Raw genomic sequence first — 14,474 nt, 5'->3', positions numbered from 1 at the left:
TGTTTACTTGATGTTGTACTTAGCCATGAGGGCGTCAACGGTACCGTCGTCGGTCAGGTCCTTGATGGCCTGGTTGATGTCGTCCTTGAGCTTGGTATTGCCCTGGTTGATGGCAATGGCGTACTCCTCGCCGGTGCTGATCTGTTTAACCGTGTGGCAGGTGTTGAACTGCTCGGCGGTCAGCTGGCTGGCAACGGAGCGGTTGGTGACTACGGCATCGCCCTTGTCGGACTGCAGGGCGCTGAAGCAATCGGTAGCGTCCTTGTAGGGGATGATCTTGGCCTTGGGGAAGTTCTCCTGAGCAAAGGCCTCGGCGGTCGAGCCAGACTGGACGATAATGGTAGCGTCGGCGTTGTTGAGCTTCTCGCTGTAATTGTCGGCCGTGATGTCGGTGTTATCGACCTTGGTCACGATAGCCTGATCGTCCATGTAGTAGGAATCGGAGAAAGCGACTTCCTTCTCACGCTCGGGCGTGTCGGTGATAGCCGCAATGGAGACGTCATACTTGGTGCCCGAAGCGACGCCGGGGACGAGCGTGTCGAAGTCGTTGTTGACGTACTCGACATCCAGGCCCAGCTTGTCGCCGATAGCCTTGATGAGCTCAAGGTCAAAGCCCTGATAATCGCCGTTGTCATCCTTGTACTCAAACGGAGCGTACTCGGCAGAGGTGCCGACGGTCAGCGTACCGTCCTTGACGAGCGCGTACTCCTTGGAGCCGTCGACCTTCTCGACCTTAGCGTCGTCAGAGCTGCTGGAACCGGCATCAGAACCAGAGGTGGCGTTGGACGAGCCGCAGCCCGTCAGTGCGAGGGCGAGCGCCATGGCGCCCGTGGCGGCAAATGCGCCAAGCTTCTTCAGCTTCATAATCAGTCTCCTTCCAATGGCCCCATGTGATTCAGGGGCCTGCAAAAACTGAGGGCTATTATGCACCCGCGTGAGAGAATCTGCAATTAGAAAACTGATTGAAACAAACCCATAACGTGAATGGGACACTCGCTTTGTGACAGTCATTACTGCTGTAACGACCTTAATAGCGTAATTTCCGCTGCATAACCTGCAAGTTCGTTCGGCGTTTCCAAAATGAATGGCAGTGATCGCAGGCGGCTATTCGATACAATATTCTGCATAACCTGCATTCCACCGCCAAGTTCCTCGCTGCCGAGGTAACCCTTGCCGATGCACTCATGCCGGTCCTTATGGGCACCGCGGGGATTCTTGGAATCATTGATATGCACAGCGCGCAGGCGCTCGATACCCACCACACGATCGAACTCGTCGAGCACACCGTCAAGATCTTGGACGATATCATAGCCGGCGTCATTTACATGGCAGGTGTCCAGGCAAACGCCCAGCTTGGCCGACAGCTCGGGGCGCCTGTCAGCAACGCCCTCGATGATGATCGCCAGTTCCTCAAAGCTGCGGCCCACCTCGGTGCCCTTGCCGGCCATGGTCTCGAACAGCACCGTCGTCTGCTGGCCCTCAAACATCACCTGGCACAGGGTGTCGACGATCATCTGAATGCCGGCGTCGGAGCCCTGTCCCACATGCGCACCGGGATGGAAATTGTAGTAGTTACCGGGCAGCGCTTCCATACGCTGCAGATCCTCAACCATGGCCTCCAGGGCAAACTCGCGCGCCCGCTCTTTGGCCGAGCAGGGGTTATAGGTATACGGAGCATGGGCCACGAGGGGACCAAAATCGTTTTGTTCCATAAGCTCGCGCAGGGCCGCCACGTCATCCATGTCAAGGTCTTTCGCCTTGCCGCCGCGCGGGTTGCGCGTAAAGAATGCAAAGGTATTGGCGCCAATGGATAGCGCCGTCTCCCCCATCGCCCGATAGCCCTTCGTCGTGGATAGGTGACACCCAATCGTCAGCATCCCCAGCTCCCCCTCATCAGTTACGGTGAAATAGTTCCTGTTGATGCCTTATTCTGCCGCAAACAGGAACTATTCCACCGCAAGTTATAAAAGGGTCATGAGGAGCGCGTTTTGCCGAAGGCCTTAAGCGCCGCCGTCACGGGGCCAGGCTGGAAACGTCGGCGCACATCGTCGAGACGCTCGGGAATATCGATATGCTGCGGGCAGTGCCGCGCGCATTTGCCGCATTTGACGCAATTGCTCACCAACTTGGGCTCGCTTGTGCGCACCGCACTCGCCGTAAAGTACTGCGATAGACCCGTAAACCAGCTGTGCGCATAGCTTGCGTTGTAGGCGGCAAAACACCCAGGAATATTGATGCCTTTAGGACACGGCATGCAATAGCCGCATCCCGTGCAGGGCACGCGATTCGATTTTTCAAACTCCGTCAGCACGTGCGCGATGGCATCGAGCTGAGTAGCCGTCATCGAATCCGGCAGGGCCCGATCAGCCAACGCCGCGTTCTCATCCACCTGCGCGGTATCGGTCATACCCGAAAGCAGCATCGTCACCTGAGGATGATTCCACACCCACGAAAGCCCCCAGGCGGCAGGGGTGCGCAAATGCGGGTCACGGGCGCTATCGAGCACAGCGCGGGCCCGCGGCGGCAGCTTGCCCGCCAGGCGTCCGCCCAAAAGCGGCTCCATCACAAACACCGCGAGGCCTCGCTCGGCGGCGGCCATGAGCCCCGCCGTTCCCGCTTGGTAACGCTCGCCGGCATAGTTGTACTGTATCTGGCAAAAATCCCAGTCATATGCGTCAAGCATCGTCAGGAAATCCGCCGCGCTGCCGTGATACGAAAAACCAATCTGGCGAATGCGCCCCGCCGCCTTTTGACGCGCGATCCAGTCCTCGATGCCCAACGCCACCACACGTTCCCACTGGGCGGGCGAGGTGATGTTGTGTATAAGGTAGTAGTCGATATGGTCGGTCCGCAGCCGACGCAGTTGCTCGTCGAAGATGCGGTCGAAATCATCCGCGCACTTGCACGAAGCGTGCGGCAACTTCGTCGCCAGCAACACCCGGTCACGCAGCCCCAAGCGCTCAAGCGAGGCGCCCACGCACGCCTCGTTACCGGGATAGAGATACGCGGTATCCAGATAATTAATCCCCTGCTCCACCGCACGGGAAATGATGGCATCGGCTGTCTTCGCATCCGGACGTCCCGGCGCACCAGGAAATCTCATGCAGCCCAGACCCAGAGCGGATATTCGGTTACCACTTTTGGGGTCAACGCGGTATTGCACGGCCCCTCCCTTCGCCATCAGCGCCCCGGCAAGGCGAAACACAAGGGTCACGCGGCCGAAACATCGTGGAATCGCAATCGAGAACGTATCGTAACGCAGCAGAAATCGAGCTGTCACGGCACCGCTTTAACATCAGCAAAAAGCCCGATGAAAGGAGGCGAGCGTGACCACACACGAGGATGCCTACCCCTATCCCGGCGAACAATGCACCCTCTCGGTCGACCGCTACCAGATCGAGATCATGGACCATCTGGACGAGCTTCCCGCCACGGGCGCCGTCATCTTCTGCACCTTCCCCAAGGTGCGCGATGGCGTTGGATATCCCGCGCGCGTTTTTGCCATCTGCCCCGCGGCATAAGTTCCCATGCATTTGTTCTTCTAAATTCAGCCTCCGGTGTACGCCACATGCCCCAGCGGCATACAATCCATCAGGCGCCCCATATGCGGGCGCCTTTTTGTGAGGAGATGATTCACATGCAGATCAACAAGGTCGCCTTTATCGGCAAGGGCGGCGTCGGCCTGCTCTACGGCAGTATGATTGCCAAGGCCCTCGGCAATGACGCCGTCGAATACGTCATGGATGACGCGCGTTTCGAGCGCCACGTGGGCGATGCGCTCACCGTCAACGGAAAGCCCTGCGCGCTCAAGTCCGTCCGCGCCAGCGAGGCAACGCCCGCCGATCTGGTCATTCTCACGGTCAAGACGACGGGGCTCAACCAAGCACTCAAGACTATGGAGCGCGTCGTGGGACCCAACACGCTCATCGCCTCGCTGTGCAACGGCATTACGAGCGAGCAAAAAATAGCCGAGCGCTTTGGCTGGAAGCGCACCGTCCTGGGCATCTGCCAGGGCATGGACGCCGTATTCCTTAACGGCGCGCTCACCTTTACCAATGCGGGCGAGATTCGCTTTGGCGCGGCAGCAGGCACCGAGCCCGCAACCGTCACCGCCATCGATGAGCTCTACACGCGCTGCGGCATCGCCCATACCGTCGAGAGCGACATTGTGCACCGCATGTGGGCCAAACTCATGCTCAACGATGGCATCAACCAGACCTGCATGGCCTATGGCGGGACCTACGGGAGCGCCACGGAACAGGACTCCGAGCAGCGTCGCTGCTTTGTTTCCGCCATGCGCGAGACACTTGCGGTCGCCAACGCCGAGGGCGTTGAGCTTACCGAGGCAGACCTGACGCAGATGGTGCACCTCATCGAGGGAATCGACCCCGCCGGCATGCCCTCGATGGCGCAGGACCGCATCGCACAACGTAAAACCGAAGTCGAGGAGTTCGCGGGCACCATCTGCCGCCTGGCCGCCAAACACGATATCCAAGTGCCGCAAAACGATTGGCTCTACCAGAGGATTCGCGAAATAGAAAGCAGCTGGTAGCCTCGCCCGCACGGCGACGCGCGCAATGTAAGCAGACAGGCCTTCGCGAGGATCCCATCGCTCGCGAAGGCCTGTCGCATTTAGGCCGAGGCTAAAACTGAGGCTCGTTTTGCGACTCCGGGACCTCGTCCTCGTCATCGCGGCAAAGCACCACGCCGGCGCTTCCCAACAGCGCCGCTGCAATCAAGGCGCTCACAACCACAGGACCAGCACCCGTAGTGGACTGCAAGCCGGCAACTAACGCCGCCGTCGGACCAAGACATCCGATCAAAAGGGCAACGACGGCAATAGCGACATCTCGAGCGTTCATGGGATCACTTCCTCCACGAGAAAGACCTTGTTTCTCATGACTTAGTGTGCCCCGCGCCCATATGCCCAACGTAGTGCCACGGTAAGGGCTCTGTTAACCCAAATGCATATAAAAACGGGCGACTTTACATTGCCCGAAAGCTCAGTAAAGACGCCCGTCCATCATGTGCAATCGATGCCGACAGATTACCAACCGGTGTAGTAATCGGTAGTTCCGGCTGCGCAACCCGAATCGTAGACCTTGCACTCGCCCTTAGAGCCCGTAAAGGTCGAGCCCTGGGACTTATCGCTCGCAGCCACCACGTAGTAGCCGTCGGAATCACGCCAAAAGCCCTCGGAATCCAGCGTCCACTCACCCGTGCGGTGGTGATACAACACGTTGCTGCTGTAATAGGTCTCGCGACGACCGTTGTAGTTATTGACGCCGCTCGAGCGCGTCAGGCCCGAGCCGTTCGCGTAATACGCAGCAGACGCGTAAGACGAGCCGGAGCCGGCGTTGTAATACGAAGCCTGAACGGCCTCGGCAGCTTCTGCCTCGACGGCCGCAGCCTCGAGCGCCTCGCGCTTAGCATCCTCGAGCGTGGAGCGAAGCTCGTCGAGCTCGGCCGACTTCGCGTCGACCTCCTCCATCGTCAAAAGACTGCCCGCACCGTCGATACAACCCTGCAGTACAGCGCGCTCGTCATCGGTGGCATAGTCACCGTACATGTTCATGATGATCTGCGCGCGGACCTCTAGGGAATCGCGCTTGGCCCCCATCGAGGCGTTCCACTCCTGCATGGAGCCAAAGCCGTCGCTACGATAGTCGACGGGCTGCATCAGGGTCGCCTCGGACGGCGTGGATCCGACCGCGTCGGACAGTGTTGCCGCGTGGGCATCGGTTACGCCGGCACCCACTAAAAGCGCCACGGCAAGCGTGGCAGAAAGGGCGGCGGCCTTCGGTTTTCGTGAATCGATCCTCATGTAGCTGGAAACCTCCGTAGTGAGTTTTTGCTGCGTTTAAGCTGCGTGTGATTCGATCGCGCTGCATAGTACCCCGAGTAAATCGCGACCTGCGGTTTTTCTCAAAAGGTGCACGTCATTTGCGTAAAACTCACATCCTCTCAACAGGAGTTTTCCACAACTCGCATGCATAAAGCATGCCAAAAACCCTGTAATATCGCCCTTCCTATGCAAAAAAGGCGCCTGCGCAACCATTGTTCGCGCAGGCGCCTTGAGCAGGCATTTTATGCAGTTATACCTATCGAGTCGCAAGGGGCCCTTGCACAAGTCGCCTTACTCGTCCAGCGCGGCAAAGGCCTGCTTCAGATCCCAAATGATGTCCTCGGCGTTCTCGGTACCAATGGAAAGACGGATTGTAGAGGGCGTAATGTTCTGCTCGGCAAGCTCCTCGGAAGAGAGTTGGGAGTGCGTGGTGGTAGCCGGGTGCACGACGAGCGACTTGACGTCGGCTACGTTGGCGAGCAGCGAGAACACCTGCAGGTGGTCGATGAACTTCCAAGCAGCCTCCTGGCCGCCCTTGATCTCGAAGGTGAAAATCGAGGCGCCGCCACGGGGGAAATACTTCTGGTACAGCTCATGGTCGGGGTGCTCGGGCAGGCTCGGGTGGTTCACCTTGGCAACATGGCCGTCACCGATCAGGAACTCAACGACCTTCTTGGTGTTCTCGACATGGCGGTCAACGCGCAGCGACAGGGTCTCGGTGCCCTGGAGCAGGACCCAGGCGTTAAACGGGCTAATGCAGGCGCCCTCGTCACGCAGCAAGATAGCACGGACATAGGTCGCGAAGGCAGCGGGGCCGGCGGCCTCGGTAAACGAGACGCCATGGTAGGAGGGATTGGGCTCGGCGATCTGCGCATACTTGCCGCTCGCCTTCCAGTCAAAGTTGCCGCCATCGATAATCACGCCGCCCAACGAGGTGCCGTGGCCGCCTATAAACTTAGTTGCAGAGTGAACGACGATGTCGGCGCCGTGCTCCAGCGGACGGAACAGATACGGGGTGCCGAAGGTGTTATCGACAACAACCGGAAGACCATGCTTCTTAGCGACCTCGGAGATAGCGTCGATGTTGGGGATATCGGAGTTGGGGTTACCGAGCGTCTCGAGGTAAATGACCGTGGTGTTGTCCCTGATGGCGCCCTCGACCTCGTTCAGGTTGTGGGCATCGACGAAGGTGGTCTCGACACCAAACTGGGAGAGCGTGTGCTCCAGCAGGTTGTAGGAACCACCGTAGATGGTCTTTTGGGCCACCACATGGTCGCCGGCCTGAGCGAGGGCCTGCAGGGTATAGGTGATGGCGGCGGCGCCAGAGGCGACGGCAAGACCTGCAACGCCGCCCTCGAGCGCGGCAATGCGGTCCTCAAAGACGCCCTGGGTGGAGTTGGTCAGACGACCGTAGATATTACCGGCGTCGGCAAGGCCAAAGCGGTCAGCGGCGTGCTGGGAGTTGCGGAACACATAGCTCGTGGTCTGGTAGATAGGCACGGCACGGGAATCGGATGCGGGGTCGGCGCTCTCCTGGCCAACGTGCAGCTGCAGGGTGTCGAAACCAAAGGTGTGCTCGGGGTTGTTGATAAACTGGCTCATGATGATCTCCTTGATCGAACAAAAGTAATAAGAGTAAGAGAAGTAAGTCGCCGTCTCCTGATCACGCCGACGGGCGCAAGCAGGAGCCCGGCATTCGTCTTAGTAAGCAGTTCATATGCGGTCCTCCTTTTGACATCCCGTTCTCGTGGTCGGCTTAATTACCTACCGCCTTTGTGTGTTTTGAATAGTACGAGCATTGTTTCGCGCGGTCAATCACTTAAAAGCGCTAACCTGTTATCGGTTTTTTAGATAGCTATCGAAAGGACGGGTGCCGATGACCCTCCAGCAGCTTCGTTTTCTTATCGCCGTGGCAGAATCCGGCTCAATTAACGCCGCAGCTCAGCGCCTCTATACCGCGCAATCCAATATCTCCAACGCCGTCAAAAGCCTAGAGCAGGAGCTCCGTCTGGAAATCTTTACGCGCTCCAGCCGCGGCGTCACACTCACCAACGACGGCACCGAGCTTTTAGGCTATGCGCGCCAGGTCGTAGAGCAGGCCGATATGCTCGAGGCCCGCTACGAGGACGGCGGCACACCCCAGGCACGCCTTGCCGTCTCGGCCCAGCACTACGCTTTTTCGGTCGAGGCCTTTGTCAACGTCGTCGAGCGCTGCCGCGACAGTAAGTTTGAGTTCATCATGCGCGAGACCACCACGTCACAGATCATCGACGACGTCCGCGCATTTCGCAGCGATATCGGCATTCTGTATCTGGATGACTTTAACGCCCGCGTCCTGCAGAAGGCCTTCGCCGACGCCCGCGCAAGCTTCCATCCCCTCTTCGATGCAACGGTCCACGTCTTCGTTAGCGAGCGCCATCCGCTCGCACGCCGCCCCCAGCTATCGCTTGCCGACCTTACGCCCTATACGCGCTACAGCTTTGAGCAGGGGACCTCGAACTCCTTCTATTACGCCGAGGAGCCGTTTAGCTATATCCCCTGCGACCGCAACATCCGCGTTTCCGACCGTGGCACGCTCACCAATCTGCTCATCACGTCGAACGGTTACACTTTGTCGACCGGTGTCCTCTCCAATGAAATGCAATGGGGCATGGCATCGATCCCGTTGGCAGACGCCCCAATGATGCGCGTGGGCTACATCATGCACGATGAGCGCAAGCCCTCTCCCCTGCTGCGGCAATACCTCGACGAACTCGAACGCATCATCCACGAAAACCAACCATTTGGGGACGGGATAGAAATGGCAGATTTAAAAGCCCTCTAGCTCTTGACAATTCAGGTCGCCCATCTTTCTTGGCGACAACGTCTCCACCATCCTTGTGGAGCGGCGCGCCTCGCATAAAACAGGATGGACCGGGCGCTACAATAGACAGCCGCAAGAGGGGAACTCGACGAAAGGAAGTCTGTGAAGGTCATCATCTATACCGACGGCTCGGCTCGATCCAATCCGGGACGCGGTGGCTACGGCGCCGTGCTCAAATACACCAACCCCGCCGGCAAGACCTTCACCTCCGAGCTTTCGCGTGGCTACGCCAAGACCACCAACAACCGCATGGAGCTCATGGCGGTCATCGTGGCGCTCGAGGCACTCAACCGTCCCTGCGAGGTCGAGGTCCACTCCGACTCGCAGTACGTCGTCAACGCCTTTAACAGGCACTGGATCGACGGTTGGAAAAAGCGCGGGTGGAAAACTGCCAACAAGCAGCCCGTTAAGAACCGCGACCTGTGGGAGCGCCTGCTTGCCGCAAAGAGCAAGCATAAGGTGGAGTTCATCTGGGTTAAGGGGCATGCCGGCCACGAGCTCAACGAGCGCTGCGACGAGCTCGCCACCACCGCGGCCGATGGAGTCAACCTCGATATCGACACCGGCTTTAACGAGAGCGACCTGTAATAGCGTTTTCGCGCAGCTTTATATCCCCACGCGCTACACTCATCCTGTAGACCAAAACAACGCAAGGGGGACGTATGCTGCGCATCGCGACCATCGGCACATCCATGATCACCGACGACTTTATCCAGGTCGTCAATGCCAACGACCAGGCTGTATTCGTAGGCACGCTCTCGCGCAACGCCGAGCGCGGCGCCGCCTTTACTGCCGAGCACGGCGGCGAACGAAACTTTACTTCACTTGATGAGCTTGCAGCAGCCGCCGACGTCGACGCCGTCTATATCGGCAGCCCAAACGCACTTCACTACGAGCAGGCCCTTGCCTGCATCGCCAGCGGCAAGCACGTCATCGTCGAGAAGCCCTTCTGCGCCACCGAGGCGCAGGCGCTGGAAGTCTTCCGCGCCGCCGAGGCGGCGGGCGTCGTAGCCCTCGAGGCCATGCGCCCGCTCCATGACCCCGCTTTCCACGCCATCGAGGACGCCCTGGGCGAGATTGCGCCCATTCGTCGCGCCTCACTGCGCTTTGGCAAGTATTCTTCACGCTACAACGAGGTTCTCGCGGGACGCGCCACCAACATCTTCGACTGCCACATGGCCTCGGGCTCCCTCATGGATATTGGCGTCTACACCGTCGAGCCCATGGTCGAGATCTTCGGCATGCCCTCCGGCCTTACGAGCATGGCTACTCTGCTCGACCCCACCACGCAAGAGCTCACCCATGGCCCCATCGATGGCTGCGGTTCCATCCTCGCCAGCTACGGCGGTGGCCGTATCTCCGTCGAGCTCGCGCACTCCAAAATTACGAATGACCTACTGCCCTCGCAGATCGAAGGCGAGCGTGGCACTATCCAGATTGACCATCTGTCCACGCCCCGCAACGTCCGCATCGACTATCGCGGCGATGTCGTACGCGGCTCGGCGACCGAGGCGCCGCGCGAACAGAGCGACAACGGCCGCGTGCTCGACCTTCCCAAATCGAGCAACACCATGGAATACGAACTCGCAGACTTTATCACCGCCATCGGCGGCATCGATAACGTCAAGGAAGAGATTTGGGAGACCCCGGCGGGACGTCACGAGCTTGGCCACTATCGCGATGTCACGCTTGTCTCGCTGCGCATCATGGATGCCGTGCGCCAACAGGCCGGCATTACCTTCCCCGCCGATTCTGTCAAGCAGGCCTAGCGATGGGTATTTTCGACAAGCTTTTCTCGGGCGTCGCCGGCGGCAGCCGCGAGCCCCAAAAGCCCTCTGGCGTCGAGCTCGAGCTGCGCCGCAGGCTTACTGTGCTCGCAAGCGACGAGGCCACTCAAGACACTCCCCTGCGCTATTTCCTGCGCTGGGAGGGACAGGTCCAAGGCGTTGGTTTTCGCTTTACCAACACCAACCTCGCGCAGGCACGCGCACTCACCGGCTGGGTGGGTAACATGGAAGACGGCTCAGTCGAGATGGAGATACAGGGAGCTCCGGCAAACATCCTATCTCATCTCGAGGCGCTTCATGCCTCCTACGAGCGCATGGGAACGCGTTTTCGCCTCGTAGACGCCCAGGTCCGAGCCCCACTTGCCAATGAAGACGGTTTCACTCCTCATTATTAGTATTGTGTGCTAAATACGGTATCATTTACCTACGTCCGTTAATAGAAAAGAGGCGAGGCGCATGGCGGTGCAAAGAAGGAATACTAGGCAGCGAAAGCTAGTTCTTGATGCCGTGCGCCAAAGCTACAACCATCCCACCGCCGATGAGATCTACAACGCTGTGCGCGCGCAGGATGACAAAATCAGCCGCGGTACGGTCTACCGCAACCTCAATCTCTTGGCCGATGCCGGGGAGATTCTCTCGATTAAAACGCCGGGCGGCAGCCGCTTCGATCGTGCCATCGAGCCGCATGCGCATATCATCTGCACCTCGTGTGGCCGCGTCATCGATGTGCCGCTCCCCTTCAATACCCAGCTCGACGCCAGGGCATCCGAACAAATCGGATGGAGCGTCAGCTCGCACTACACCATCTTCGAGGGCCTCTGCCCCAACTGTAGGTAGATTTTGGGGCATGCCTTAAAATCAACTTTTCACCGATTGCGGCAAAAGGAAGATTTCCAGGCATGTCCCAAATGTCTACTCAGCAAGTAGGCGACGCAGCTCTTCTTCGACCGTGCGCACGTAACGGACGCGGTCGTTGATACCGCGCATGCTGGGATTGCAGCTCTCCATCAGATAGGGATGGCCCACCACGTTGAGCATGTCGCGGTCGTTTTCATTATCGCCAAACGCCATCATTTCGTTAGGTGAGATCCCCAGCGCACGACCATAATCGGCAAGCGCGGACCCCTTGCCCGAATCAAAGCCGATAAAGTCGGTCCATTCGGTTCCCGACGTCATCACATCGACCCGGTCGCCAAAGCGACGGACGAAATACTCCAGCGCCGCCGGCTGCTCTGTCTCGGGCGTTTGAAACGCGATCTTAATGACGTCCTCGTCGATGTCCTCGGGACGGTCGACCACCGCCACATCGCAATGGATCTCGTAGCGCAAATGGTCGACGAATGCATCGTTGCCGCTTATGGTGTAGAGGTGCCCCTCGCAGGAAAGGGTCACGTCGGCATGGGGATACGCAACCACGGCATTCGCGATATCCATAGCAAGGTTACGCTCCATGGAACGCTTGACAACGGCACGCCCCTCGCTCATCACGAGGGCTCCGTTTTCGCATACATAGGCGAGCTCATCGGCCACCGGGGCAAACAGATAGCGCAAGCTCGCATATTGACGGCCGCTCGCCGGCATAAACACGATGCCACGACGATGCAGCTCATCGATGAGCTCAAAGGCCTCGGAACGCGGCTCGCACTCCCCCGGATGCAGCAACGTGCCGTCCAAATCGCATGCAATCAGTTTGATTCCCTCAAGACCCATATGCTTACCCCCACAGCACCTCATCAACAGCAAGACGGACTTTGAATAGCTGCCTCTCAAAGTCCGTCTTGCTCATACGCACGTTAACCGCGCGCCTTTTTTACGATCGTAAAGTCGGGAGCCATGCTCACAACGGCATACGCCGCACTCGACGCAAAACGCCGGTCCGTATCGAGTTCACGGCTAACCACCGAGAGCCGAACACCCTCGACGCCCCGGAGCATGCGGCCCAAAACAGGCTGCACCGGCGTATACATGCGCACGGTATGCTCGTCCGAATCGCCTCGGAAAAGCGGCGCGTGCATATTGCCGATCTCCCAGCACGCATGCGCGAGCGCAATCGGATCCATGCGGTCGACTTCGACCAAATAGACCTCGGCGCTGCGCAGGCGCACGACAACCGCCACGGGCACCATGCCTGAACGGTCGATGGCGAGCACGTCGCCGTCGGCAAGACGACTACCGTCGGCAGCATCTAGCCGAACATCGACCGTGCGCCCCAGCTCCGTCACGCCCGCAAACGCGCATACATCAGCCTGGTCCCAATCGAGCAGTAGCTCGTCAACTTCAAAGATGCCACCCAGCTCCCGACGAAGCAGGAGTTCATAGGACGGATCGTTGAGATTTCCCAAGCATGTCGTCGAAACCAAGCGTTCAGGCATACTCTAACCCTCGACCTCGACGAGCTCGATATCAAAGTTGAGATCCTTGCCGGCCAGTTCGTGGTTAGCATCGAGCGTCACGGCCTCGGGCGTCACATCGATGACAACGGCAGGGACAGGCATGCCGCTCGGCGTGGACAGGAAGAGCTTCATGCCCTTCTCGATCTGCTCGATGTTGGGAACCTGCTCGGCCGGGAAGGTGATAACCATCTCGGGATTGTGCTCGCCGTAGGCATCGGCAGCAGGAATGTGCACGGACTTCTTCTCGCCCACCTGCATGTCGACAACAGCGGCATCGAAGCCCTTGATCATCTGACCGGCACCGCAGGTGAACTCCAGCGGCTCGCCGCGATCGTAGGAGCTATCGAACTGCGTGCCATCGTCGAGCGTGCCACGATAATGAGTCTTGACCTTCTTGCCCTGGTTGGACATGGAAACCTCCGTGATAAGGGCGGCACACAACGCGGGCCGCCATGAACGTATGGCGCTAACTATACCCTAGTCATACAATTCGAAGACAGTTTGCAAAGAAACGCTGCAACCGGAGGAACCATGGCATATCCCGTATTTGACCTACACTGCGACACCGCCGACCGCATCGGCTGGGCCACGCTCGATCTCGACCTGCGCTTTACCGCCGGAACCGACGGTTATTTCCCCGGCGACGAGACGCATCCGCAAGATTTCGACCTCATCGAGGGCAACGCCTGCGCCATCTCGCTCACAAAGATCGGCAACACGCCGTGGGCACAGTGCTTCGCCACGTTTGTCCCCGACGAGATTCCCTCCGCCCACGCCGCGCGCTTCCAGGCGCAGATCATGGCGCATATGAGCGGCCAGGCCATGCTCAACCACGATCGCATGGTCAACGTGCGCAGCGCCGCTGACATTCGCCCCGCGCTCAAGGACGGCAAGGTCGCCTGCATCCACACCATCGAAAACGCCACGTTCTTTGCCGAGGACCCCGCACTGATCGAGGTGCTCAAGAGCTTGGGCGTACTCATGTCATCACTCAGCTGGAACGCGCAAGGGCCGCTCGCGAGCGGACACGATACCCACGCCGGCCTCACCGCCGCCGGCATCGAGGCACTTACGCAGATGGAGCACGCCGGCATGGTGCTTGACGTCTCCCATCTCAACGATGAGTGCTTTGACGAGGTCGCCGTCCGCGCCACGCGTCCCTTCGTCGCCAGCCACTCCAACTCCCGTGCGGTTTGCGGCGCCAAACGCAACCTTACCGACGACCAGTTCCGCACCATTCGCGACATGGGTGGCATCGTCGGCCTCAACTACTGCAGCGAGTTCCTTTCCAACGACGCAACCGACAAGACCGCCGCAGACGTCACCTTCGATCAGCTAGCGGCACATATCGAGCACTGGCTCGACCTGGGCGGCGAGGACGTCATCGCGCTCGGCGGCGACTGGGACGGCGCCACGGTGCCCGCTTTCCTCTCCGATGCCAGCAAGATGCCCGAGTTCCAGAACATGCTTTCCAAGCATTTTGGCAAGACCGTGATGCAAAAGCTCTGCAGCGACAACGCGCTTGCCTTCTTTGAGCGTTATTAATTTCACATCCCTTGAGCGCTCCGGCATGCCGAACGGTCGAC

General features: G+C 59.2%; 17 protein-coding genes. 8 read left to right on the top strand and 9 right to left on the bottom strand.

The genetic code is table 11. The annotated features are described in order from the left end of the window. Positions 1-3 precede the first annotated feature (3 nt). From ACQRAQ_RS03130 to ACQRAQ_RS03120, 3 genes are all read right to left on the bottom strand, one after another. The gene (locus ACQRAQ_RS03130; RefSeq protein ID WP_427793865.1) at positions 4-864 is read right to left on the bottom strand and encodes an ABC transporter substrate-binding protein; all 861 of its coding nucleotides are present in this window, start codon (positions 862-864) and stop codon (positions 4-6) included. A gap of 146 nt (positions 865-1,010) precedes the next feature. Next, the gene (locus tag ACQRAQ_RS03125) at positions 1,011-1,877 is read right to left on the bottom strand and encodes a deoxyribonuclease IV (protein ID WP_427793864.1); all 867 of its coding nucleotides are present in this window, start codon (positions 1,875-1,877) and stop codon (positions 1,011-1,013) included. Between the two features lie 95 nt (positions 1,878-1,972). Beyond that, the gene (locus tag ACQRAQ_RS03120; protein ID WP_427793862.1) at positions 1,973-3,163 is read right to left on the bottom strand and encodes an aldo/keto reductase; all 1,191 of its coding nucleotides are present in this window, start codon (positions 3,161-3,163) and stop codon (positions 1,973-1,975) included. A 163-nt stretch (positions 3,164-3,326) separates the two neighbouring features. Between ACQRAQ_RS03120 and ACQRAQ_RS03115 the strand changes: the two genes are divergently transcribed. Both ACQRAQ_RS03115 and ACQRAQ_RS03110 read left to right on the top strand, forming a co-directional pair. Then, positions 3,327-3,521 (top strand): hypothetical protein, encoded by a 195-nt coding sequence (locus tag ACQRAQ_RS03115; RefSeq protein ID WP_427793860.1) that lies wholly within the window; start codon positions 3,327-3,329, stop codon positions 3,519-3,521. A gap of 116 nt (positions 3,522-3,637) precedes the next feature. Further along, positions 3,638-4,552: a ketopantoate reductase family protein gene (locus ACQRAQ_RS03110; protein WP_427793858.1), complete on the top strand. Its 915-nt coding sequence runs from the start codon at positions 3,638-3,640 to the stop codon at positions 4,550-4,552. Positions 4,553-4,643: 91 nt separating this feature from the next. Here ACQRAQ_RS03110 and ACQRAQ_RS03105 read toward each other — a convergent pair whose 3' ends face one another. The 3 genes from ACQRAQ_RS03105 to ACQRAQ_RS03095 form a co-directional block, all read right to left on the bottom strand. Continuing rightward, positions 4,644-4,862 (bottom strand): hypothetical protein, encoded by a 219-nt coding sequence (locus ACQRAQ_RS03105; RefSeq protein ID WP_427718581.1) that lies wholly within the window; start codon positions 4,860-4,862, stop codon positions 4,644-4,646. Between the two features lie 185 nt (positions 4,863-5,047). Then, positions 5,048-5,824, bottom strand: a complete 777-nt coding sequence (locus tag ACQRAQ_RS03100) for a hypothetical protein (protein ID WP_427793856.1) — start codon at positions 5,822-5,824, stop codon at positions 5,048-5,050. A gap of 312 nt (positions 5,825-6,136) precedes the next feature. Then, positions 6,137-7,447 carry an O-acetylhomoserine aminocarboxypropyltransferase/cysteine synthase family protein gene (locus ACQRAQ_RS03095; protein ID WP_427793854.1) on the bottom strand — a complete coding sequence of 437 codons (1,311 nt, stop codon included), beginning with the start codon at positions 7,445-7,447 and terminating at the stop codon, positions 6,137-6,139. 274 nt (positions 7,448-7,721) lie between these two features. Here ACQRAQ_RS03095 and ACQRAQ_RS03090 point away from each other — a divergent pair, with 274 nt between their 5' ends. From ACQRAQ_RS03090 to ACQRAQ_RS03070, 5 genes are all read left to right on the top strand, one after another. Further along, positions 7,722-8,669 (top strand): LysR family transcriptional regulator, encoded by a 948-nt coding sequence (locus tag ACQRAQ_RS03090; RefSeq protein WP_427793852.1) that lies wholly within the window; start codon positions 7,722-7,724, stop codon positions 8,667-8,669. A 141-nt stretch (positions 8,670-8,810) separates the two neighbouring features. Beyond that, entirely contained in the window at positions 8,811-9,296 is a 486-nt protein-coding gene (gene rnhA, locus ACQRAQ_RS03085) for a ribonuclease HI (protein WP_370450639.1), read from the top strand. A 74-nt stretch (positions 9,297-9,370) separates the two neighbouring features. Continuing rightward, positions 9,371-10,477, top strand: a complete 1,107-nt coding sequence (locus ACQRAQ_RS03080) for a Gfo/Idh/MocA family protein (RefSeq protein ID WP_427718592.1) — start codon at positions 9,371-9,373, stop codon at positions 10,475-10,477. A 2-nt stretch (positions 10,478-10,479) separates the two neighbouring features. Then, the gene (locus ACQRAQ_RS03075; RefSeq protein ID WP_427793851.1) at positions 10,480-10,890 is read left to right on the top strand and encodes an acylphosphatase; all 411 of its coding nucleotides are present in this window, start codon (positions 10,480-10,482) and stop codon (positions 10,888-10,890) included. A 61-nt stretch (positions 10,891-10,951) separates the two neighbouring features. After that, positions 10,952-11,332: a Fur family transcriptional regulator gene (locus ACQRAQ_RS03070; protein ID WP_427793849.1), complete on the top strand. Its 381-nt coding sequence runs from the start codon at positions 10,952-10,954 to the stop codon at positions 11,330-11,332. 75 nt (positions 11,333-11,407) lie between these two features. Here the strand turns inward: ACQRAQ_RS03070 and ACQRAQ_RS03065 are convergent, their stop codons facing one another. The 3 genes from ACQRAQ_RS03065 to ACQRAQ_RS03055 form a co-directional block, all read right to left on the bottom strand. Beyond that, a complete protein-coding gene (locus ACQRAQ_RS03065; RefSeq protein ID WP_427793847.1) occupies positions 11,408-12,205 on the bottom strand; it encodes an HAD-IIB family hydrolase in 798 nt (265 codons plus the stop codon). Positions 12,206-12,288: 83 nt separating this feature from the next. Then, positions 12,289-12,867 carry an urease accessory protein UreE gene (locus tag ACQRAQ_RS03060; RefSeq protein WP_427793845.1) on the bottom strand — a complete coding sequence of 193 codons (579 nt, stop codon included), beginning with the start codon at positions 12,865-12,867 and terminating at the stop codon, positions 12,289-12,291. A gap of 3 nt (positions 12,868-12,870) precedes the next feature. Beyond that, positions 12,871-13,299, bottom strand: coding sequence for an FKBP-type peptidyl-prolyl cis-trans isomerase (locus ACQRAQ_RS03055; protein ID WP_427727768.1), 429 nt, complete (start codon positions 13,297-13,299; stop codon positions 12,871-12,873). A 120-nt stretch (positions 13,300-13,419) separates the two neighbouring features. Between ACQRAQ_RS03055 and ACQRAQ_RS03050 the strand changes: the two genes are divergently transcribed. Beyond that, positions 13,420-14,433, top strand: a complete 1,014-nt coding sequence (locus ACQRAQ_RS03050; protein ID WP_427793843.1) for a dipeptidase — start codon at positions 13,420-13,422, stop codon at positions 14,431-14,433. Positions 14,434-14,474 lie beyond the last annotated feature (41 nt).

The organism is Collinsella sp. SGI.178 (assembly GCF_050313495.1).
GTDB lineage: Bacteria > Actinomycetota > Coriobacteriia > Coriobacteriales > Coriobacteriaceae > Collinsella.
The sequence above is the reverse complement of the archived record's forward strand: the minus strand, read 5'-3'. Positions and strand labels throughout refer to the sequence as shown.